The sequence below is a fragment of the Amycolatopsis acidiphila genome (assembly GCF_021391495.1).
Taxonomy (GTDB): Bacteria; Actinomycetota; Actinomycetes; order Mycobacteriales; family Pseudonocardiaceae; genus Amycolatopsis_E; species Amycolatopsis_E acidiphila.
Map to the genome: position 1 here is coordinate 3,855,350 of NZ_CP090063.1, position 18,214 is coordinate 3,873,563.

General features: G+C 74.2%; 19 protein-coding genes. 8 read left to right on the forward strand and 11 right to left on the reverse strand.

The genetic code is table 11. The annotated features are described in order from the left end of the window. Position 1: 1 nt before the first annotated feature. From LWP59_RS18755 to LWP59_RS18765, 3 genes are all read right to left on the reverse strand, one after another. The gene (locus LWP59_RS18755; protein WP_144639544.1) at positions 2-1,135 is read right to left on the reverse strand and encodes an FAD-dependent oxidoreductase; all 1,134 of its coding nucleotides are present in this window, start codon (positions 1,133-1,135) and stop codon (positions 2-4) included. After that, positions 1,132-1,908, reverse strand: coding sequence for a TetR/AcrR family transcriptional regulator (locus tag LWP59_RS18760; RefSeq protein WP_144639546.1), 777 nt, complete (start codon positions 1,906-1,908; stop codon positions 1,132-1,134). Before LWP59_RS18760 ends, LWP59_RS18755 begins: the two co-directional genes overlap by 4 nt. A 293-nt stretch (positions 1,909-2,201) precedes the next feature. Then, positions 2,202-2,417 carry a hypothetical protein gene (locus tag LWP59_RS18765; protein ID WP_186383284.1) on the reverse strand — a complete coding sequence of 72 codons (216 nt, stop codon included), beginning with the start codon at positions 2,415-2,417 and terminating at the stop codon, positions 2,202-2,204. Positions 2,418-2,469: 52 nt separating this feature from the next. On the opposite strand from LWP59_RS18765, the gene LWP59_RS18770 reads away from it, so the two are divergent. Then, positions 2,470-3,459 carry an SDR family NAD(P)-dependent oxidoreductase gene (locus tag LWP59_RS18770; RefSeq protein ID WP_144639550.1) on the forward strand — a complete coding sequence of 330 codons (990 nt, stop codon included), beginning with the start codon at positions 2,470-2,472 and terminating at the stop codon, positions 3,457-3,459. 128 nt (positions 3,460-3,587) lie between these two features. Then, positions 3,588-4,328: a metallophosphoesterase gene (locus tag LWP59_RS18775; protein ID WP_144639552.1), complete on the forward strand. Its 741-nt coding sequence runs from the start codon at positions 3,588-3,590 to the stop codon at positions 4,326-4,328. Here LWP59_RS18775 and LWP59_RS18780 read toward each other — a convergent pair whose 3' ends face one another. Together LWP59_RS18780 and LWP59_RS18785 are read right to left on the reverse strand one after the other, a co-directional pair. Then, positions 4,329-5,237 carry an SAM-dependent methyltransferase gene (locus LWP59_RS18780; RefSeq protein ID WP_144639554.1) on the reverse strand — a complete coding sequence of 303 codons (909 nt, stop codon included), beginning with the start codon at positions 5,235-5,237 and terminating at the stop codon, positions 4,329-4,331. A gap of 260 nt (positions 5,238-5,497) precedes the next feature. Further along, the gene (locus LWP59_RS18785; protein ID WP_144639555.1) at positions 5,498-6,109 is read right to left on the reverse strand and encodes a hypothetical protein; all 612 of its coding nucleotides are present in this window, start codon (positions 6,107-6,109) and stop codon (positions 5,498-5,500) included. 251 nt (positions 6,110-6,360) lie between these two features. On the opposite strand from LWP59_RS18785, the gene LWP59_RS18790 reads away from it, so the two are divergent. Next, positions 6,361-7,284 (forward strand): MBL fold metallo-hydrolase, encoded by a 924-nt coding sequence (locus LWP59_RS18790; protein WP_144639557.1) that lies wholly within the window; start codon positions 6,361-6,363, stop codon positions 7,282-7,284. Here the strand turns inward: LWP59_RS18790 and LWP59_RS18795 are convergent. Further along, positions 7,281-8,801 carry a CYTH and CHAD domain-containing protein gene (locus LWP59_RS18795; RefSeq protein WP_144639559.1) on the reverse strand — a complete coding sequence of 507 codons (1,521 nt, stop codon included), beginning with the start codon at positions 8,799-8,801 and terminating at the stop codon, positions 7,281-7,283. The two genes, LWP59_RS18790 and LWP59_RS18795, sit on opposite strands and share 4 nt — an antisense overlap. A 129-nt stretch (positions 8,802-8,930) precedes the next feature. Between LWP59_RS18795 and LWP59_RS18800 the strand changes: the two genes are divergently transcribed. After that, positions 8,931-9,803, forward strand: coding sequence for a nuclease (locus LWP59_RS18800; RefSeq protein WP_144639561.1), 873 nt, complete (start codon positions 8,931-8,933; stop codon positions 9,801-9,803). Between the two features lies 1 nt (position 9,804). On the opposite strand, the gene LWP59_RS18805 is transcribed toward LWP59_RS18800, so the two are convergent. Next, positions 9,805-10,935, reverse strand: coding sequence for a glycoside hydrolase family 3 N-terminal domain-containing protein (locus LWP59_RS18805; RefSeq protein WP_144639563.1), 1,131 nt, complete (start codon positions 10,933-10,935; stop codon positions 9,805-9,807). Positions 10,936-11,049: 114 nt separating this feature from the next. On the opposite strand from LWP59_RS18805, the gene LWP59_RS18810 reads away from it, so the two are divergent. Genes LWP59_RS18810 through LWP59_RS18825 form a run of 4 tightly spaced genes read left to right on the forward strand, consistent with a single transcriptional unit; the run spans position 11,050 to position 13,198 of the window. After that, positions 11,050-12,195 carry a M24 family metallopeptidase gene (locus tag LWP59_RS18810; RefSeq protein WP_144639565.1) on the forward strand — a complete coding sequence of 382 codons (1,146 nt, stop codon included), beginning with the start codon at positions 11,050-11,052 and terminating at the stop codon, positions 12,193-12,195. After that, positions 12,192-12,656 (forward strand): Lrp/AsnC family transcriptional regulator, encoded by a 465-nt coding sequence (locus LWP59_RS18815; protein WP_144639567.1) that lies wholly within the window; start codon positions 12,192-12,194, stop codon positions 12,654-12,656. The genes LWP59_RS18810 and LWP59_RS18815 overlap by 4 nt, the downstream gene beginning before the upstream one ends. 25 nt (positions 12,657-12,681) lie before the next feature. Next, positions 12,682-12,912 carry a hypothetical protein gene (locus tag LWP59_RS18820; protein WP_144639569.1) on the forward strand — a complete coding sequence of 77 codons (231 nt, stop codon included), beginning with the start codon at positions 12,682-12,684 and terminating at the stop codon, positions 12,910-12,912. Further along, positions 12,899-13,198: a hypothetical protein gene (locus LWP59_RS18825; protein WP_144639571.1), complete on the forward strand. Its 300-nt coding sequence runs from the start codon at positions 12,899-12,901 to the stop codon at positions 13,196-13,198. Before LWP59_RS18820 ends, LWP59_RS18825 begins: the two co-directional genes overlap by 14 nt. Here LWP59_RS18825 and LWP59_RS18830 read toward each other — a convergent pair. From LWP59_RS18830 to LWP59_RS18845, 4 genes are read right to left on the reverse strand one after another with little or no spacing between them, the layout of a single operon-like run. Next, positions 13,195-14,274: a GDSL-type esterase/lipase family protein gene (locus LWP59_RS18830; protein WP_144639573.1), complete on the reverse strand. Its 1,080-nt coding sequence runs from the start codon at positions 14,272-14,274 to the stop codon at positions 13,195-13,197. The two genes, LWP59_RS18825 and LWP59_RS18830, sit on opposite strands and share 4 nt — an antisense overlap. Positions 14,275-14,311: 37 nt before the next feature. Then, positions 14,312-14,965 (reverse strand): ABC transporter ATP-binding protein, encoded by a 654-nt coding sequence (locus tag LWP59_RS18835; RefSeq protein WP_144639575.1) that lies wholly within the window; start codon positions 14,963-14,965, stop codon positions 14,312-14,314. Next, complete coding sequence (locus tag LWP59_RS18840; RefSeq protein WP_229857544.1) at positions 14,962-15,639, reverse strand: ABC transporter ATP-binding protein; 678 nt, start codon at positions 15,637-15,639, stop codon at positions 14,962-14,964. The genes LWP59_RS18835 and LWP59_RS18840 overlap by 4 nt, the downstream gene beginning before the upstream one ends. Beyond that, entirely contained in the window at positions 15,632-18,211 is a 2,580-nt protein-coding gene (locus LWP59_RS18845) for an ABC transporter permease (RefSeq protein WP_229857542.1), read from the reverse strand. The genes LWP59_RS18840 and LWP59_RS18845 overlap by 8 nt, the downstream gene beginning before the upstream one ends. Positions 18,212-18,214: the final 3 nt, after the last annotated feature.

Sequence of the window (18,214 nt, forward strand, 5' to 3'; positions counted from 1 at the left end):
GTCAGGCCAGCGCGGTGAACATCTCCAGCAGCCCCTGTGGCGCGTCGGCGCGGAAGCACAGCTCCAGGGTCGCCGCGGAGCTCGCCGCCGCCTCCGCCGCACGGGCGAACATCGTCGCCTCGTAGCCGGCCAGCGCCGCCTCCATGTCGTCCGGGCGGGCCGCGAGCGCGAGGCCGAGCTCGGCGCCGTCGATCATCGCGAGGTTCGCGCCCTCCCCGGCGAAGGGGGACATCAGGTGCGCGGCGTCGCCGAGCAGGGTCACGCCGGGCACGCGGTCCCAGCGGTGCCCGACGGGCAGGGCGTGTATCCGGCGCGGGACGAGGTCGCCGTCGGCCTCGGCGAGCAGCGCCCGCAGGCTCTCGTCCCAGTCGTCGAACTCGGCGAGCACGGCGGCCTTGGCGGCCGCGGGATCGGTGAAGTCGGTGCCGGACAACCAGTCCTCGGCGGCCCGCACCCCGGCGTAGACGTGCACGCTGCCGTCGGGCTTCCGGTGCGAGAGGAACCCCTTGCCCGCACCGAGCGCGAACAGCATCCCCTCGCCGGCGACCGCGGCGCAGCCGGGATGGCGGACGTCGGCGTCGAGCAGGTCCGCCTCCACAAAGGACACCCCGGCGTATTCGGGTGCCGCTGCGGACAGCAGGGGCCGGACACGGGACCAGGCGCCGTCGGCGCCGATCAGCAGGCCGGTGGTGAACGACGTGCCGTCCGCGAGCGTGACCTCGTGCCGCCCGGCACCGAGCGGGCGGGCACCGGTGACCTTGGCGCCCCAGCGGACCATGCCCTCGGGCAGTGACCCGAGCAGCAGGTCGCGCAGGGCACCGCGCTCGACCTCCGGGCGGCCGTGCCCGTCGCCGGCCTCCTCGCTGAGGTGGACGACGCCGTGCTTGTCGAGCACGCGCACGGCCTCACCGCCCTCGTGGATCAGCGATCGGAACGGCTCGTGCAGGCCCGCGCTGCGCAGTGCGGCCTGCCCGGTGTCCTCGTGGATGTCGAGCATGCTGCCCTGGGGGCGGTCGGCGGGGGAGGCGGCGAGGTCGAAGACGGTGGCCCGGATGCCGTGGACGTGCAGCACGCGCGCCAGGGTGAGGCCGCCGAGACCGGCGCCGATGACGGCGATGGGGTGGTGTTCGGTCATGATCGCTCCTGGGAGGTCGGGGTGCGCGGGGTGTAGGCGATGCCGTTGACGAGCACCCGGAACCCCCACGCGAGGCGTTCGTCCGGGGTGCCGGACAGCAGGTCGGCGCCGATCGCGGCGATGTGCGGATGAGACGGGCCGCGCACGGCCCGCGCGAGCGCGTTCCAGTCGTGCTCGCCGGGGCTCGTGCCGGGGTTCGCGGCGGAGTGCTTTGCGGGTCCGGTGCCGGAGTGCTCGGCCATGGAGTGCTCGGCGGATCCGGTGCCGGGGCCCGCGGCGGAGTGCTCGGCGGCGGTCGCGGTGCCGTGCTGCAGCAGCACGTCCACCCCCCAGGCCGCCTGCGCCCGCGGTACGCCGCCCTCGTCCAGCAGTGCGAGCAGCGCCTCGATCAGCTCGAGGTAGTGCTTGCCGCTGGGACGGGCGACGACGGCGGAGCGGGCCAGCCCGGGATGGTCGAACAGTACGGCGGTGTAGGACGTGAGCACCGCGATGAGCCGGTCGCGCCAGTCGCCCCGTGCGTGCACGGGAGCCAGGTCGACCGTGCCCAGCAGCTCGTCGAGCACCGCGGCGTGCAGCTCCGCGGTGTTGGCGACGTAGACGTAGAGCGAAGCCGCGCCGGTGTCGAGCTCCTGCGCGAGCCGGCGCATGGTCACCTTCTGCAGGCCCTCGGCCCGCATGATCCCGACCGCCGCGGCGATGATGCCCGCCCTCGTGAGGGCCGGCTTCGCCGGGCGTTCGCGACGACTGGGGGTCCGTTCCGATCCGGTGGCCATGCGGCCACTGTAGCGAACGTGTTCGTCACGAACAAGTTCGCTACAAACACGTTCGTAGCGAACTTGTTCGATGTGACCGGGGTCGTTCTCTTTCTCGCGAGATATCCAGGTAGAAGAGTTCTTCGCGCGAGTGGCTGCCGGGGCAGGAGACGAACGTGTTCGCTCGGTCTCGCTGGGCGGCTCGGCGGTGCGTCAGTGCATCGTTGGTCGGCCGGTCACTGGGTCCCTGCGGCGAGGCGGTTGGGGTGATCGAGGTGATCGCGGTGGTTGGGGTGGTCCCTGCGGCGAGGCGCTCACTGTCGGTCGCCGCGGTCGAGGTGGCCGAGCGCGAGCACGGCGGCGCCCACGCCGCCGACGCCAAGCCGCCGCGCGAGCACGTCGGCCCAAGCCGCTGCGTGAGCGCCACGCCCAAGCCGCCGGGCAAACACGGCGGGCACCTCCGCGGCGAGCCGGAGCAGCTCGCGGACGGCCCGGCCGGTTTCCAAGCCGGGCGCGGGTGTGGGCGTCACCGGATCAGGGCAGCCTGGGCGCTGGACAATCGAGTGATCTCCGGGAGACCCCATGACCGCAGCACACCTCGTCGGCCGCCTGGCGGACACGCTTCTCGACCGCACCGTGCTCGGCGGCTACCCCCGCTGGGGGCTGGAGCTGCGCCGCAGGCTGCCCGGCTGGCCCGCGGACCCCGCGCCGGGCGCGCTGCGCGGCCGGTCGGTGCTGATCACCGGCGCCAACTCCGGGCTCGGCAAGGCCACGGCCGCGGGAGTGGCCCGCCTGGGCGCGTGCGCGCACCTGCTCGTGCGCGACCCCGTCAAGGGCGAACACGCCCGCGCGGAGCTGCTGGCCGAGATCCCGGGAGCCGACGTGCGGCTGTGGTGCTGCGACGTCTCCGACCTCGAGGACGTGCAGCGGTTCACCGCGAAGTTCGCCGCCGCCGAGTCGAAGCTCGACGTCCTCGTGCACAACGCCGGGGTGCTGCCCGACCGGCGCACGACCAGCGCCCAGGGCCATGAGCAGACGCTGGCCACCCATGTGCTCGGCCCGCTGCGGATGACCGAGTCGCTCCGCCCGCACCTGCGCGCGGCCGGCGCCGCCCGGGTGATCCTGCTGTCCTCCGGCGGCATGTACACCCAGAAACTCCCCACCGGGGACCTCGAGTACCGCGACGGGTCGTACCGCGGCGCGACCGCCTACGCCCGCACCAAACGCGTCCAGGTCGCGCTGCTGCCGATCCTCGCCCAGCGGTGGGCCGCCGACGGCATCCGCGTGCACGGCACCCATCCCGGCTGGGCCGACACCCCCGGCGTCGCCGACTCGCTGCCCGGGTTCCACAGGCTCACCGGCCGCATCCTGCGCGATCCCGCGCAGGGCGCGGACACCACCGTCTGGCTCGCCGCCACCACACCCGCGCCGCCGGGCGGGCAGCTCTGGCACGACCGCCGTCCGCGTCCGGCCGACCTCGTGCCGTGGACCCACGCGAGCGATGCCGACCGGCAGGCGGTGTGGGCCGAATGCGCCCGCGCCGCCGGGATCGACCCGGGGGAGACCGGGTGACCGCCCGGAAACCTGGCCGCCACCCGTCCCAAGGCGTCGCGGTGCGGCGTGCACCGAAAACCAGGCGGCGATCGCGCCTGGATGACTTAGCCTCACGGGGACGACCGACCCCCTCGGAGGCGACCGCCATGATCGTGCTGGCCCACCTCAGCGACACCCACCTCGACGGCAGCGAACACCGGGCGGCGCGGGCGAAGCGGGTGCTGGACTACCTCACCGATCTGCCCGGCCCTGTCGCGGCCGTGCTGGTCACCGGCGACCTCGCCGACCACGGCACACCGGCCGAGTACGAGGAGGTGCGCAAGACACTGGCTTCGGCGAACCCGGTGTTCACCTGCCCCGGCAACCACGACGTCCGCGAGTCCTACCGCTCGGTCCTGCTGGGCGAGCGGGCCGGGGGCGGCCCGGTCAACCGCCTGCACCACGCGGGCGGCGCGGTCTTCGCGATGTGCGACTCCTCGATCCCCGGCCGCGACGAGGGCTACCTCGACGACGAGACGCTCGCCTGGCTCGGCGACGCGCTCGCCGCCACCGACGCCGACACCCCGGTGTTCGTGTGCTTCCACCACCCGCCGGTGCGGCTGCACAGCCCGTTCATCGACGGGACCCGCCAGCGCGGCGAGGAGCGGCTCGCGGCGCTGCTCGCCCGGTACCCGCAGGTCGTCGCGGTGCTGTGCGGGCACGCGCACACCGGCGCCGCGAGCAGTTTCGCGGGCAAGCCGCTGCGCGTCGCGCCCGGTGTGGTGTCCACGCTCAAGCTGCCCTGGGAGCACCGCGACGACCTGGACTACGACCTGCCCCCGGCCATCGCGTTCCACGTCCTCGACGACGACCGCCGGCTGACCACGCACTACCGCGTCGTCCCCTGATCACCGGGTGGCGCTGAGCAGCCACACCCCGACCCGGTCCGGGGCGCCGTGGTCGAAGACGTCGGGCACCGGGCGGCCGTGGCGGCGTGTCTCGGCCGCGATGTCGGTGACCTCGGCCGTCCAGCCGTGGCGGGCCACCCACGGCGCCGGCTCGGTGTCCGGGCCGCGCCGCACGAGGTTGGCCATCATCATCGCCGACACCCGTTCCGCCTCGTCGGTCGCGCGGGAGGTCATGGTGGCCTCGTCGACCACCCGCTCCGGGTACTCGGTCAGCAGCCACGCCCGCCCGCGCGACTGCGCGGTGACGGCGGCCAGCAGGCGCTCGCTGTCCCCGGTGGTCAAGTACATCAGCAGCCCCTCGGCCACCCACACGACCGGTTCCCCCGGCCGGAAGCCCGCCGCGAGGAGGTCACCACTCCAGTCCGCGCGCAGGTCCACCCCGATCGGCACGCGGCGGCACGACGCCCGTGCGTGGTGGCGGGAGAGCACCGCGTCCTTGAAGTCGAGCACGGAGGCGTTGTCCAGTTCGAACACCGTCGTGTCCGGCGGCAGCGCCAGCCGGTACGGGCGGGTGTCCATGCTCGCCGCCACCAGCACCACCTGCCGGGCCCCGGCCGCGACGGCACGCAGGATGTGCTCGTCGTAGAACGGGGTGCGCAGCGTGAAGTACGAGCTGAACGCCGCCCACAGCGGGGAGACCTTGTCGTCGCGGGCCATGCCGATGCGGGGCAGGCCGGCACCGGTGAACGCGGTGGCCTCGGCGATGAACAGGCGCGCCCACGGGTCGTCGAAGAGCCTGTCGGGGCGAGCGGTCTCCTGGGCGCGCGCGTACGCGGTGAGCAGCGCCGTGGCGCGCACCCCTTCCGGTGCGGTCACTCGCTTCACGCCCATCGCCCCCAGGCTCGACATTGAATCACCGGAAACGATAGCGAAGCGTGTCGGCCTTGGTCCCTCCCACGTTGGGACTTACGGCCGTATCGGGTGTGCGCCGAACGGCGCAGACTGTTTCGCACGTGCTGGTGTTCGGGACACCGGTACGGCGGGGGCGGGTGGCGGTCAATCGGGGACACGCCGCTCGCACGGAGCGTTCCGCGACGGCCGGTCGGGGCGACACAGCCGGGTCGGAAGCTCCCCGCTGGGGCAGTCCGGATCACCGGGCTGCCCCAGCTTCAGCTTCGGGCCGCGGCATCGCGGCCTTCCGCGAAGAAGGCGGCGATGTCGGGAAGCTCGCGCAGCGCCCGGGCGGCACCGAAGGGGGCGGTCCAAAAAGGACCCTGGCGTGGCCGGTGCGGGCCGACGTAGGCATAGGGCTCGGGCGAGTACCCGTCGCCGGGGGAGACCCCGTAGTTGATCTCGTCGACGGTGACGGCGAGATCGAAGTGCTCCGGCCACAGCACCGGTTCCCCCGCGGGCGCGAACCGCCGCAGCGCCTCCTCCCCGGCGGCGAAGGCCTCGACGGCGGCCCGTAGCGCCGTGGGATCGAGCACGATCCGCTCGTCCGGCCCGGCGCCGGAGCCGTCCTTGTACAGCCCCGCCGGCGAGCCCGCCTCGACACCGGCGGCCCGGGCGACGTCGCGGTAGGTCGCGCCCTCCAACGGAATCCGCCGGGTGCCCGCCACGAGCTGGTCGCCCTCGACGCGCAGGTCCGGTTCGAGTGTGGTGCCGAACCCGCCAGGCGTGGCGCGCAACCTGATCCGCCCCGACGCCCGGTGCTGCGGGCCGGCGAGCACCAGTTCGGCGATGCCGTGCAGCGACCGGAGAGTCGCTTCCGTCGCGTTCATCGGGTTTCCTCCCTCTCCACACTGCGGTCCAACCTAGCCGGGCCCCAGGAGGCGTGACGGTGTCCGCGGCGATGTCCCAGCTCGGTAATCACCCGGACCGCTTTCACCGTGCGGATCACCCGTTTCCGCACGGTGGGCTCCGCCTGCCCGGTGGCGACCGCAGGTCGCCGACGGCGCCCGGCTCGCGGTGGTGCTCGCGCTCACCCACCCGATGCTCTCCCGCGCCCGCGTCGCTCAGTACGGTGAGCGCCATGGGACCGGACGCGGCGCAGCTGCGGGAAGTCGTTGACGGCGTGTACGCGTGGGTGCAGCCGGACGGCACCTGGTGGGTCAACAACGCGGGCGCGATCGCCGGCACGGGCGGCACGATCTTGGTCGACACCTGCGCGACCGCCGAGCGGACCCGCCGCTTCCTCGCCGCCGTCGCCGCCGCGACCGGGGACGACCCGCCGCGCTGGGCGGTCAACACCCACCAGCACGGCGACCACACCTACGGCAACAGCCTGCTGCCGGCCTCGACCGTGCTGATCGGGCACGAGGCGATGCGCGCCGCGCTCCTGGCGGACCCCATGATCGAGGGCTGCCCGCCGTTCTGGTCCCCGCTGCCGGACTGGGGCCCGGTGACCCGCCGCGTGCCCGACACCGTGCTGCGCTCGGAGCTGACCCTGCACACCGGCGCGCGGCGGGTGGAGCTGCGCCATCCCGGCTATCCGGTGCACACGCCCGGCGACGTGGTGGTGTGGCTGCCGGCGGAACGGGTGCTGTTCACCGGCGACCTGCTGTTCCACGGGCTCACCCCGATGATGGCCATGGGCTCGGGCGAGGGCGCGCTGCGGTCGTTGGACTGGCTGGGCTCGTTCGGCGCCGAGCACGTCGTGCCCGGGCACGGGCCGGTGTTCGGCGCGGCGGAACTGCCCGGGGTGCTCGCCCAGCACGAGCGCTACTACCGCTTGGTGCTCGAGACCGCCGCGGCCGGCAGGCGGGACGGGCTGACGCCGCTGGCGGCGGCCCGGCGATGTGACCTCGGCGAGTTCGCGGCCTGGCCCGACAGCGAACGGCTCGTGCTCAACCTGCACCGCGAGTACGCGCTCGCCGACGGCCGGGACACCGACCTGATCGCCGCGCTCACCGACGCCACCACCTGGAACCACGGCCCCCTGCACACCTCGGTCTAGCGGAGCAGGGCGCCGAAGCGGCCCGCGTCGGCGAGGAAAACCGCCAGCGCGGCCGTCAGCTCGCGGCGCGCCTCGTGCTGGCGCCGGACGAACCCGGCGAGCAGCTCACCCATCGCGAGCAGTGTCGCGGCCGGTGGCGGGCCGCCCGCGAGCATCTCCCCGGCGTGCGTCCGCAGGGTCTCGGCCTGCACCTCGCCGTCCTGGAACGCGCCGAGCACGTCCTGCAGCCGTTTGAGGTCCCCGAGCACGACCCGGTGCACCGCCGGGTCGCACAGCGGCCGGAACACCTCCAGCGCGTAGCGCAGTTCCTTGCACCGCTTGCGCAGGTCGTGCACCTGCTCGGCCGGGGAGCCGGGGGTGGTCGCCGCGGCCTGTGTCGTGACGCGTTTCGTCAAGCGCCGCAACCGGTTCGCGGCCAGCTGGTCCACTGTGGTCTTCGACCGGCCGGACTCGGCCACCCCGGTGAGCGCGGCGCGCCAGCTGTCGATCGCCCGCACGAACCGCTGGGAGCGCAGACCGCGGACGAGCGCCTTCCGCTCGGCGTCGCGCCGCTGCCGCAGATGCGTGCCGAACGGCGCGAGGTCGACCGGCTCGCCGACGGTCAGGCTCGCCGCGAGGGCGTCGAACTCCAGCAGGTACACGTCGAGGTCGCGGGTCGGGCTGGTCAGCTCGCCCAGGTCCTTGAACCGCTGCGCGTACCGGCGGGCGAGCTCGCCGGGCAGCACGTCCCCGGCGATCTTGAGCAGGGAGCGGGTGCGGCGCACGCCGACCCGCAGCTCGTGCAGGAACTCCGGGTCGATGTCGTCGACCGCGCCCTCGACGTTCGCGGTGACCTCCTCGGCGAACCCGAGCAGCGCCGTCGCCACCGCCGCGTCCGCGGGCATCCCGGCGGTGATCCGGAAGCGCGGCGGCTTCGCCGGCAGCCCGCACGCGGCGAGCAGGTTCTCGTAGACCGTGCCTTCGCCGGTCTCGAACTCGCCGGCCGCCAGCAGCGTCCGCACGATCCACTTGGCGTCGCGGCGCCGCCCGGGCGCGGGGGTCAGGGTCACGCGCACCACCGGCGCGGTCCGGACCGGGTGCACCGTCGTGGCCTCGGCCCAGTCGAGCCGGGCCGCCTCCTCGCCGTCGCCGTCGCAGAGCACGAGTGCGCGTGACGTGGTGCGGCTGCGGATCTTGGGGGCGATCGCGCGGACCCACATCGCGTCGGCGACCGCGTCCCGCACCGGCCCTTCGGGCAGTGCTTCCGCCCGTGCGGGCCAGGCCGGCGGCTCGGTGAGCTTGACCGCGTCCGGGCCGAGCACGAGCGACCCGGGCCCGGCGGCGCCTTCGTGGGTCAGCACGAGTCCCCGCCGCCGCAACCGCCAGTCCGCCGTGTCCAGATAGGACGCCGTCCGCACCCGGCGCGGCCCCGGGACGAGCTGGTAGCGCGCGGTGAGCGGGGCGAGCGCGCGCAGGAGCCCGGCGGGTTCGCCGCGGGTCGGGCGGCCGCGCCAGCGCAGCGTCACGTCGGTCGGCACAGCGGCTGTCCCCAGGGTCGATGGCAGGACTGGCCAGTATAGGCGAGGCGGAACGGGCCCCCTTGCCGTAACGGCCGGGGCCCGCGCGCGACTACCGGACGCGACGTCCGTTCCCCGAGGGGGTAGGCCATGACGCTGACTCTCATCAAAGGCTCCTACCGGATCATCGGCGCGTCCCCGGACGGCGACTCGGTGCGCTTCTATCCCGACGACCCGGCCGCGTTCACCAAGGCGGGGCTGCGGGTCCGGCTCAACTCCCGCGGCGGGGTGCAGCTGCGCCTCGACGGCATCGACGCGCTGGAAACCCACTACCAGGCCCAGAACCACGGCGGGCAGTGGCGCCAGCCCGTCGCTCCCGCGCAGGACGCGGCCACCGGCCTGCTGTCCCACCTGGGTTTCCGCACGGTCGAGCGGGACGAGGACGGCACGGTGACGGCGGCGACGCCCGAGCAGGTGCCGGGGCACATCCTGACCCGCTTCGCCGACAAGTACGGGCGCGCCGTGGCGTTCGCGTTCCCCGGGCAGCGCTCGGGCCGGACCGCCGACGGTGGCCAGGTGCGCCTCGACGTGCGCGGGCTGCGGCCGTCGGCCAACTACGCGCTGCTCCAGGCAGGGCTGGTGTATCCGACGTTCTACTCGCTGCTCTACGTCGACCTGCGCGAGGCGATGGCGAGCGCGGCGGTCGCGGCACGCGACGCGGGCAAGGGGTTGTGGGCGGCGGACGTGACGGCGGGCGGGTTCCGGCTGAAGTCACGCACGCAGCTGCGCGACGAGCTGGTGATCCTGCCGAAGCTGTTCCGCAGGCTGGTGGACTACCTCGGCCTGGACGAGACCGGCGGCGTGTCGCTGTCGGGGTTCGCCGACTACCTCGACACCCGCGACGACCGGCTGTTCACCGTGCCCGACGGGCATTCGACCGAACTCGAGACCCTGGTGAAGGTGCGTCGGCAGAGCATCGAGCTGACCGTCGCGCCCGAACAGATCGTGTTCGACGAAGGCTGACTCAGCACGCCCGCTTCGCCGGCAGGACCCGGTGCAGCGCCTCGTCGACACGCGCGGCGGGCAGCTCCCCGGAAGCCAGTGCCTGCGCCAGGCGGTCCAGCACCGGGCCCACGTTCCCGCCGGAGGACCACAGCGCCTGGTCGGCCCCGGCGAGCAGGGCGTGCAGCACGGCGTCGGGCAGGGGGTAGCTGGCGGTGATCGCCCGCATCGCGCCGAGGTCGTCGGTGAGCACGGGCCCGGTGAAGTGGTAGTCGGTGCGCAGCAGCTGGTACGCCGCGGGCGAGAGCGACGCGGGCTGCCCGCCGGTCAGGCCCGGCACGGTGAGGTGCCCGACCATGACCTCCCCGCCGGCGAAGTCGCTGACGGCTTCGTAGGGCACGAGGTCGTTGCCGCGCAGGGACGACAGCGGCGGGGTGGTCACCGCTCCCTGGTGCGAGTCGCCCTGCGCGTGCCCGTGCCCGGGGAAGTGCTTGAACACCGGGGTCACCCCGCCGTCGCGCAACCCGGCGGCGAACGCGAGGCCGTAGTCGCGGGCCTTGACGGGATCGCTGCTGAACGAGCGGTCGCCGATCGGGCCGTCGTCGGGCTGGGAGCTGACGTCGAGGCTGGGGGCGAAGTCGACGGTGACGCCGCGGGCCCGCAGCTGCCTGCCGCGCTCGCTCCCGGCCGCGCGGACCTGCTCGACGGTCATCGTCCGGGCCAGCCGGCGGGCGCTGGGCATCGGGCCGTCGAGCTGGTCGATGCGCTGGACGCGGCCGCCCTCCTCGTCGACGGCGACCGACAGGCCCCACCGCGCGGCCCGCTGGATGGGCTCGAGGGCGTTGTCGCGCAACAGGTTCGTCGCGTTGCCGCCGATGAACACGCCGCCGACCTGTGCGCTGCGCACGACGTTCAGCGCGGCGGCGGGATCGCTCGGGCTGACGCCGACGAACAGCAGCTGGGCCAGCCGCTCGCGGGGTGTCATCTGGGCGATCACGCCCGCACACGCGTCGGCGGGCGGGGTGGCGCTGGGGCTCGCGGCGCTCGACGGTGCGGCCGGGGCCGGTGGCACGCTCGCCGGTCGCGGGGTGCTTCCGCAGCCGACGAGCAGTGTGGCCGTCAGGGCAAGGCTGGTGGCGATCCGGGACTTCATGGGCTCCTGAGGTTGTGCGGCAGGCCCCGGGGAGTCTAAAGGCCACCGCCCGTTGTCGCGCCACGCGGCGCGGCCCTCGGCCGACGATCGCGTCCCGGCGGCTACTCTTCGGATATGTCGCGCCGTTCTCCACAGAGCCCGCCCCTCGACCCGACGATCCTGCGCTCCCGGCTGGAGCGCGCGCGGAAGGCGACAGCGGGCGCCGAGACCGACGCGCTGCTCATCGCCCCGGGCTCGGACCTGCGGTATCTGCTCGGCGAAGCGGGCGGCTCCTTCGAACGGCTGACCACGCTCGTGCTGCCCGCCGACGGCGTCCCGGCGCTGGTCGTGCCGAAGCTCGAGGCCCCCGGCTACGCCCACGTGCCCACCGACGAGCTCGGCGTCGAGCTGATCACCTGGGTCGACGGCGAGAACCCCTACCGCATGGTCGCCGACCGGCTCGGCCGGACCGGGCGGGTCGCCGTCAGCGACAACACCATGGCCCTGCACGTGCTCGCGTTCCGCGACGCGCTCGGCCGCGCCGAGCAGACCCTCGCCGGCCCGGTCGTGCGCGAGCTGCGGATGCGCAAGGACGCTGCCGAGGTCGACGCGCTGCGTCGCGCCGGTGCCGCGATCGACCGCGTGCACGCTCGGATGGGCGAATGGCTGCGGCCGGGCCGCACGGAGGCCCAGGTCGGCGCGGACATCGCCGACGCGATCGTGGCGGAGGGCCACGCGCTCGCCGACTTCGTGATCGTCGGCTCCGGGCCCAACGGTGCCAGCCCGCACCACGACGTGTCCGGGCGCGTCATCGAACCCGGCGACGTCGTGGTGATCGACATCGGCGGGCCGATCCCGGAGGGCTACAACTCCGACTCCACCCGCACCTATGCCGTGGGCGAGCCGCGCGACGCGGACGTGACCGAAACCTACGCGGTGCTGCAGCGCGCGCAGCGGGCCGCGGTCGAGGCGGTGCGCCCGGGCGTCACGGCGCAGGAGGTCGACGCGGCGGCCCGCGACCTGATCACCGATGCGGGCTTCGGCGAGTTCTTCATCCACCGCACCGGGCACGGCATCGGGCTCGACGTGCACGAGGAGCCCTACATCGTCGGCGGCAACACGCTGCCGCTGGAGCCGGGGATGGCCTTCAGCGTCGAGCCGGGCATCTACCAGCCGGGCCGCTGGGGCGCCCGGATCGAGGACATCGTCGTGGTCACCGCGGACGGGGCGGAGTCACTCAACAACCAGCCGCACGAGCTCGTCGTGCTGGATCCCGCGTGACCGGGACGGGGCCGCTGGAGCCGCTGGACCAGGCGATCGCGCGTGAGCTCGCGGTGGACGGGCGGTGCAGCTTCACCGACCTGGCCGAACGGGTCGGGTTGTCGGTCTCCGCGGTGCACCAGCGCGTGCGGCGGCTGGAGCAGCGCGGGGTCATCCGCGGCTACACCGCGCAGCTCGACGGGGAGCTCATCGGGCTGCCGCTCACGGCGCTGATCTCGCTGACCCCGAACGACCCCGCCGCGCCGGACGACTACCCGCAGCGCATCCAGCACATCACCGAGATCGAGTCCTGCTACTCGGTGGCGGGGGACGAGTCCTACATCCTGCTGGTCCGGGTGGCCTCGCCGCGGGCGCTGGAGGACCTGCTGCGACGGATCCGCGAGTCGGCGAAGGTCTCCACCCGCACCACGGTGGTGCTCTCGACCCCGTTCGAGGGCCGCACGCCGACGCTGTCCTCCTAGCCGCATCAGGAGTACGGTAAAAGGTATGGCAACACGGAAGGTGACGCTCTCGCTCGACGCCTCGGCGATCGAGTACGCCGAGCGCGCCGCGAAGGCACACGGGTTGTCGCTGTCGTCGTGGCTGTCGAAGGCCGCGCGCCGCGAAGCCGTCCGCACCGGATACCGGGCCCGCCCGGCCGCCGACCCGGAGAAACTGGCGAAGGCCGACGAGGCCGAGGTCGCGGCGGCGGAGAAGGAGCTGCGTGCGGAAGGGTGAGGTCTGGGCCTACCGTCCGCCGACGCAGCCCGCCCGGGAGCGCACGGTGCTCCTGTTGTCCTCCGACGGGGTGAACGAGTCCGACCGGCCGTGGCTGCTGGGCACCGAACTGCTCGAGCAGGACCCGCAGGACATCCTCGGGGTGCCGCTGGACTCCCGGTTCTGGGTCTCGACGCTGTTCCTCACCCGCCTCTACCGCCCCTGGCTGCGCGAGCGGGTCGCGGAGATCGACCAGGCCACCCAGGAGCAGATCGACGCGGCCCTGCGCGCGGCGCTGGACCTCTAGCCGGGCGTGGCGACGCTCGCCGCGGCGTGGAGGTTGCCGTCGGAGCCGGACAGGCACGCGGCCGAGGGCAGCGCGGTGGCGAGGAACTCGGTGAGGCACCGGCCGATCTCGGCGTGGCCGTTCGCGTTGGGGTGGAACGACTCCTGCAGCGCATGGCTCGCCCTGTCGGCGTCGGCGAGGTCGTTGAGCTGCAGGGTGAGCCTGCTGAACCACTCCTTGCCCGCGTCGGCGCCGCCGCTGCACGCCTCGTGCCCGCGGCCCGCGCGCGAAAGGTCCAGGAACCGTGCGCCGGTCTGGGTCGCGGCGCGCGCGAGGCCCGCGGAAAGCGCTGTCACGCCCTCGTCGCGCACCCACCGCAGGTCCTCGGTGCGGAACGGGCAGCCGTTGAGGTTCTGCAGGTCGGGCGCGATGTCCGGGCCGATCGGCGCGGCGTAGGACTGCAGCACCAGCTGGTAGTCCCCCGGCTCGTACCCGGCGCGCGCGAGGACCGTCTTGACGTCCGCGACCGCGCCCACCACCTTCGGCACCATCGCGTCGATCCGGTTCTGCCAGGTCGCCCTGATCGCGTTGCTGCACGGGGCGTTGCCCGCCAGGAACCACGCCTGGAAGCAGTCCGAGATCAGCGCGGAGAAGTGCGGGTCGTCGTTCGCGCCGACGGCGATCACCACCACGGCGACCCGGTGGTCCTTCAGCAGCCCGGCCAGCTGCCCGGCCTGCGAGGGCTCGGTCCACTGCTTGACGTCGCCGAGCGCGACCTGCCCGGCGGGCGCCCCGGAGCAGGCGAGGTTGACCTTCGCGGCGATGCCCGGCACGTCGGTGTCGAACACCGTCGCCTTCGGCGAGCGGTGACACCAGTCGCCCCCGGTGCCGTTGGTGTCCGCGGTGTAGTCGCCCGCCCCCTCGCCGGACAGGGTGCTGTCGCCCATCGTGACGATCGTGAGCGGGCCGGTGCCGGGCGGGCCCGGGCGCCGCACCGGTCCGGGCGGCGTGCCGGGGCCGGAGAACACGAAGATCGCGATGAGACCCACGACGAACAGCAGGACGCCCCCGCCGATCCACCACCGATACCGTCGCATCGCCATGAAGTCTACGGAGGCGCGGGTGAGGCGGTGATCATGCCGCTGAGAGCACCCCGTCGGCGAGTCGCACGCGGCGGTCGGCGATCGCGTGCAGCGCGTCGTCGTGGGTGGCGACGATGACCGCGACGCCTTCCCCGGCGCAGCGGCGCAGCAGCCGCAGGACCGCGGGCGTGCTCCCGGCGTCGAGGTGCGCGGTCGGTTCGTCGGTCAGCAGCACCTTCGGCCGCCCGCTGACCGCGCGGGCGAGCGCGACCCGCTGCTGCTGGCCGAACGACACCTCGCCGGGGTAGCGGTCGGCCAGCTGCCCGACGCCCAGGTCCGCCAGCAGCTGCGCGACCCGGTCCTCGACGACGTCCTTGCCCGGGCGCAACCGCAGCGGCAGCGCGACGTTCTCGGCCACGGTCAGCTCCTGGGCGAGCCCGAGCGCCTGAGGCAGCACCGCGCAGGTGTGCCACGGCGGGGCACCGTCGATGGGCTGCCCGGCGAGCAGGACCCGGCCGGAGTCGGGGGAGTCGAAACCGCCGAGCAGCGCCAGCAGCGCGCTCTTGCCGGAGCCGGAACGCCCGGAGACGGTGACCAGCTCACCGCCGTGGACGGACAGCTCCAGCCCACGCAAGACCTCGACGTCGCCACTGGGGTGGGCGAAGCGGCGCCGCAGCGCCGAGGCGCGCAGCACGGGCGTGGTCATCGCTGCTCGACCCCTTCCAGCCGGCCGCCGCGCAGCCGCGCGATCCGGGTGCCCAGATCGACGAGCCGGTCGTCGTGGGAGGCCACCAGCACGGCGAAGTCCTGCTCGGCCAGGTAGCGCAGGGTGTCCAGGACGAGGTCGGCGGACGCCTCGTCCAGCTGTGAGGTCGGTTCGTCGGCGAGGATCACCGAGGAACCGCGCGCGAGCGCGCAGCCGAACGCGAGCCGCTGCTGCTGACCGCCCGAGAGCGCCGGGACGGCCCACTCGCCGGTACCGCCGAGCCCCAGCTGTTCGAGGATCCGTTCCGGCTCGCAGCCGCGGCGGGCGGCCTGGGCGGCGGCACGCAGGTTGTCCGCGACGCTCAGGTAGTCGAGCAGGTTCTCGGACGGGTTCTGGAACACCAGCCCGAGATGCTCGCGGCGCAACGCGCGGCGGCCGGCGTGGCGCAACGCGCCGGTGTCGACGCCGTCGAAACGCAGGGTGCCGCGCGCGGGCCGTTCGAACAGCCCCAGCACCCGCAGCAGCGTCGACTTGCCCGAGCCGGACGGGCCGGCGAACACGGTGATCCCGGAGCGGGGCACGGCGAGGCTCACGTCGTGCAGACCGGTGACGGTGCCGGCGGGGGTGGGATAGTCCACGCCGACGCGGTCGAGCTCGAACACGGTGTCAGCCACGCAGCAGCTCCGCGGTCCTGGCGGTGCGCACCGAACGCACCGCGAGCCAGCCCGCCAGCAGCACCACCAGGATCGCGACGGCGGCGACGGCGAGCACGAACGTCGTCTGGTCGGGCAATGCCGAACGCGGGGCGAGCCAGCGCACCGGGTCGAACCGCGGCACGGCCAGGCTCGCCACGGTGACCCCGCAGGCCACCCCGGCGAGGGTGGCCAGCCCGGCGAGCGCGCCCAGCTCGATGAGATGGCTGCCGAACAGCGCCCGCACCCCCATGCCCATCCGCAGCACCAGCGCCCCGGCGAGCGCGTTCTGCCGCCGCCGCACCTCGACCGCGACCAGCAGGGCCAGCACCGCGACCACGCCGAGCACCCCACCGAGCAGGGTGACGAAGGAGAACGTCCACTCCACGACGTAGAACGGCAGGGCGTCGAGCGCGCTGTCGCGGCTGGTCCGGTTGACCTGCACCAGCCCGGCGCCCGACAACGCCGCGGACACCTGCTCCAGCGGCGCCTTCGACAGCAGGCTCCACTGCGGGATGGCGGCCAGCTGCGCCGGGGTGAGCGCGCTGCGCGACACGACATAGCCCTGGCTGCCGCCCAGCACGGGGAACCAGGGCAGGTCGGCGACGGTGACCGCGGGTGGCAGCCCGGGCATGCTCGCGGACTGCCCGGCCGTGTGCCCGATGCGGATCGCGGGCAGCCCGCCCGGCACGGGGGAGGCGAGCTTCGGCAGCAGCTCGGCGACCCGCTGCTGCAGCGAGCCGAGGTAGGCGGTGGTGGCGAAGCTCGCCGGGTCCACCACGAACACCACGCTGCCGGTGCCGCTCGTGCGCCCGGCGATGGTGCTGTCCCCGGCGATCGCGGCGGGCAGCGGCTTGTCGCCCAGCCCGACCGCGGTCTCGACGTCCACCCTGCTCGCACCGCCGACGAGGGTGCCGCTCTTGGCGTCGAGCGCGCTGCGCTGCCCCGCGGCGATACCGCTGCCCGCGGCGAGGGTGCCGATCGCGAGGACCCCGATCACCAGCACCCCGGTGACCGGGGCCCGCGCACCGGCGAGCCGCCGGATCGCCAGCTGCAGCGGCGGTTTCGACCACAGCCGCACCCGGTGCGACGCGCGCAGCAGCAGCCACACCACGCGCGCCGCGACCAGGCCGGCGGTCAGCACCACGAACACGGGATAGGTCAGCGCGAGCGAGTTGATCTGCGGCAGCGGGGTGCCCAGCCGGGAGGACGCGCCGTAGTCCGCCAGCCGGGTCCAGCCGAGCAGCGCGAGCCCGGCCGTGACCAGCTCCCACGGGAACAGCACCAGCAGCCGCCGTGGCACGCCGGGTCGCGGCACCCGGCCGACCTGGAAGTCGCGGTGCGCCCGGACCCCGGCCACGACCGCGAGCAGCACCAGCGACACCACCAGCACGCCGAGCGCGATGCCGGCGGCCGCGAGCCGGGGTCCCGGGGCCAGATGTCCCGGCGGGGCGTAGAGGGGGAGGGAGAACCGGCCCACGAGCCCGCCGACGACGCCCCCGGCGAGCACGGGCAGGCCGAGCTCGGCGACCGCGAGCCCGCCGAGGGCGACCGGGCCGGCGCCGCGCGCGGCGAGCAGCCGGACCTGGGCGCGCCGCCGCTGGTACCACTGCAGCGCCACCACGGCGATCCCGCCGCAGCCGACCAGGACGCTGATCGCGGCCAGCGGGAGGATCGAGACGAGCACATTGGACTGTGCCTGTTCGGCCAGCTGCGCCGAGCGTTCGAACGGGGCCTGCATCGCGACGCTGTCGCCGAGTCCCTGCCGGTACAGGTCCGCGGTGACCGCGGCGATCAGCTCGTGCGAGCGGTCGAGGTCCGTGCGCGCCTGCTCCGTGGTGCGCGGCGGGTCCAGGTAGAAGGAGACCGACAGGTTCGACAGCACCGGCAGCCTGAGCTTGGCGACGGTGTCGGTGAAGGTCTTCCGGTCGCTGGCGAACGCGATCGTGTTGAGCGGGTCGTTGGCGTAGAGGTAGACGGTCGCGTTGTTCTGCTGCGAGCACCACCAGCGCGGCGGCGGCACCGACAGCGCGTGGTAGACCCCGGCGACCGGCGGCAGCAGCCCGTCCGCGACCGCGTCACCGGGCTTGACGGGGTCGAACCGGGTCAGGTCGTCGCCCACCCACAGCCCCTGCCCGCTGCCCTGCTGGACCGGCTGCAGGTGCGCCGTGCCCTCGTCGCGGTAGCCGAGGACGAACTTGCGCCGCTCGGCGGGCCCGATGTCGGCGAACAGCGTCCCGGTGTACATCGAGACGACCGGCTGCGGGAACCCGTGGGCCGCGGCCTGGCGCTGGATGGTCTGGATCACCGCGGGCGCCTTGGCGACGGGGAGGGAGGCGCGGGAGAACACCGGGCCGTAGGAATCGGGACACGCGGTGGTGGCCTGGTAGTCGGTGGCCGCGCCGCCGGCTGCGGAGGCGATCAGCACGGCCGAGGTCGCGAGGAAGCACGACAGCAGCGCGGTGAACCCGGCGACGACCAAGGTGAGCTTGCTCGACAACGCGGCTCTCGCCGCGCGCGACCACGGCAGGGAGACCCCCCTCGGTTCTCGCATGAC

What these genes read in the sequence shown, in the direction of transcription:
- LWP59_RS18755 (WP_144639544.1), bottom strand. Translation starts at nt 1,135, where the DNA reads ATGACCGAACACCACCCCATCGCCGTCATCGGCGCCGGTCTCGGCGGC.
- LWP59_RS18760 (WP_144639546.1), bottom strand. Translation starts at nt 1,908, where the DNA reads ATGGCCACCGGATCGGAACGGACCCCCAGTCGTCGCGAACGCCCGGCG.
- LWP59_RS18770 (WP_144639550.1), top strand. Translation starts at nt 2,470, where the DNA reads ATGACCGCAGCACACCTCGTCGGCCGCCTGGCGGACACGCTTCTCGAC.
- LWP59_RS18775 (WP_144639552.1), top strand. Translation starts at nt 3,588, where the DNA reads ATGATCGTGCTGGCCCACCTCAGCGACACCCACCTCGACGGCAGCGAA.
- LWP59_RS18780 (WP_144639554.1), bottom strand. Translation starts at nt 5,237, where the DNA reads ATGTCGAGCCTGGGGGCGATGGGCGTGAAGCGAGTGACCGCACCGGAA.
- LWP59_RS18785 (WP_144639555.1), bottom strand. Translation starts at nt 6,109, where the DNA reads ATGAACGCGACGGAAGCGACTCTCCGGTCGCTGCACGGCATCGCCGAA.
- LWP59_RS18790 (WP_144639557.1), top strand. Translation starts at nt 6,361, where the DNA reads ATGGGACCGGACGCGGCGCAGCTGCGGGAAGTCGTTGACGGCGTGTAC.
- LWP59_RS18800 (WP_144639561.1), top strand. Translation starts at nt 8,931, where the DNA reads ATGACGCTGACTCTCATCAAAGGCTCCTACCGGATCATCGGCGCGTCC.
- LWP59_RS18805 (WP_144639563.1), bottom strand. Translation starts at nt 10,935, where the DNA reads ATGAAGTCCCGGATCGCCACCAGCCTTGCCCTGACGGCCACACTGCTC.
- LWP59_RS18810 (WP_144639565.1), top strand. Translation starts at nt 11,050, where the DNA reads ATGTCGCGCCGTTCTCCACAGAGCCCGCCCCTCGACCCGACGATCCTG.
- LWP59_RS18820 (WP_144639569.1), top strand. Translation starts at nt 12,682, where the DNA reads ATGGCAACACGGAAGGTGACGCTCTCGCTCGACGCCTCGGCGATCGAG.
- LWP59_RS18830 (WP_144639573.1), bottom strand. Translation starts at nt 14,274, where the DNA reads ATGCGACGGTATCGGTGGTGGATCGGCGGGGGCGTCCTGCTGTTCGTC.
- LWP59_RS18835 (WP_144639575.1), bottom strand. Translation starts at nt 14,965, where the DNA reads ATGACCACGCCCGTGCTGCGCGCCTCGGCGCTGCGGCGCCGCTTCGCC.
- LWP59_RS18845 (WP_229857542.1), bottom strand. Translation starts at nt 18,211, where the DNA reads ATGCGAGAACCGAGGGGGGTCTCCCTGCCGTGGTCGCGCGCGGCGAGA.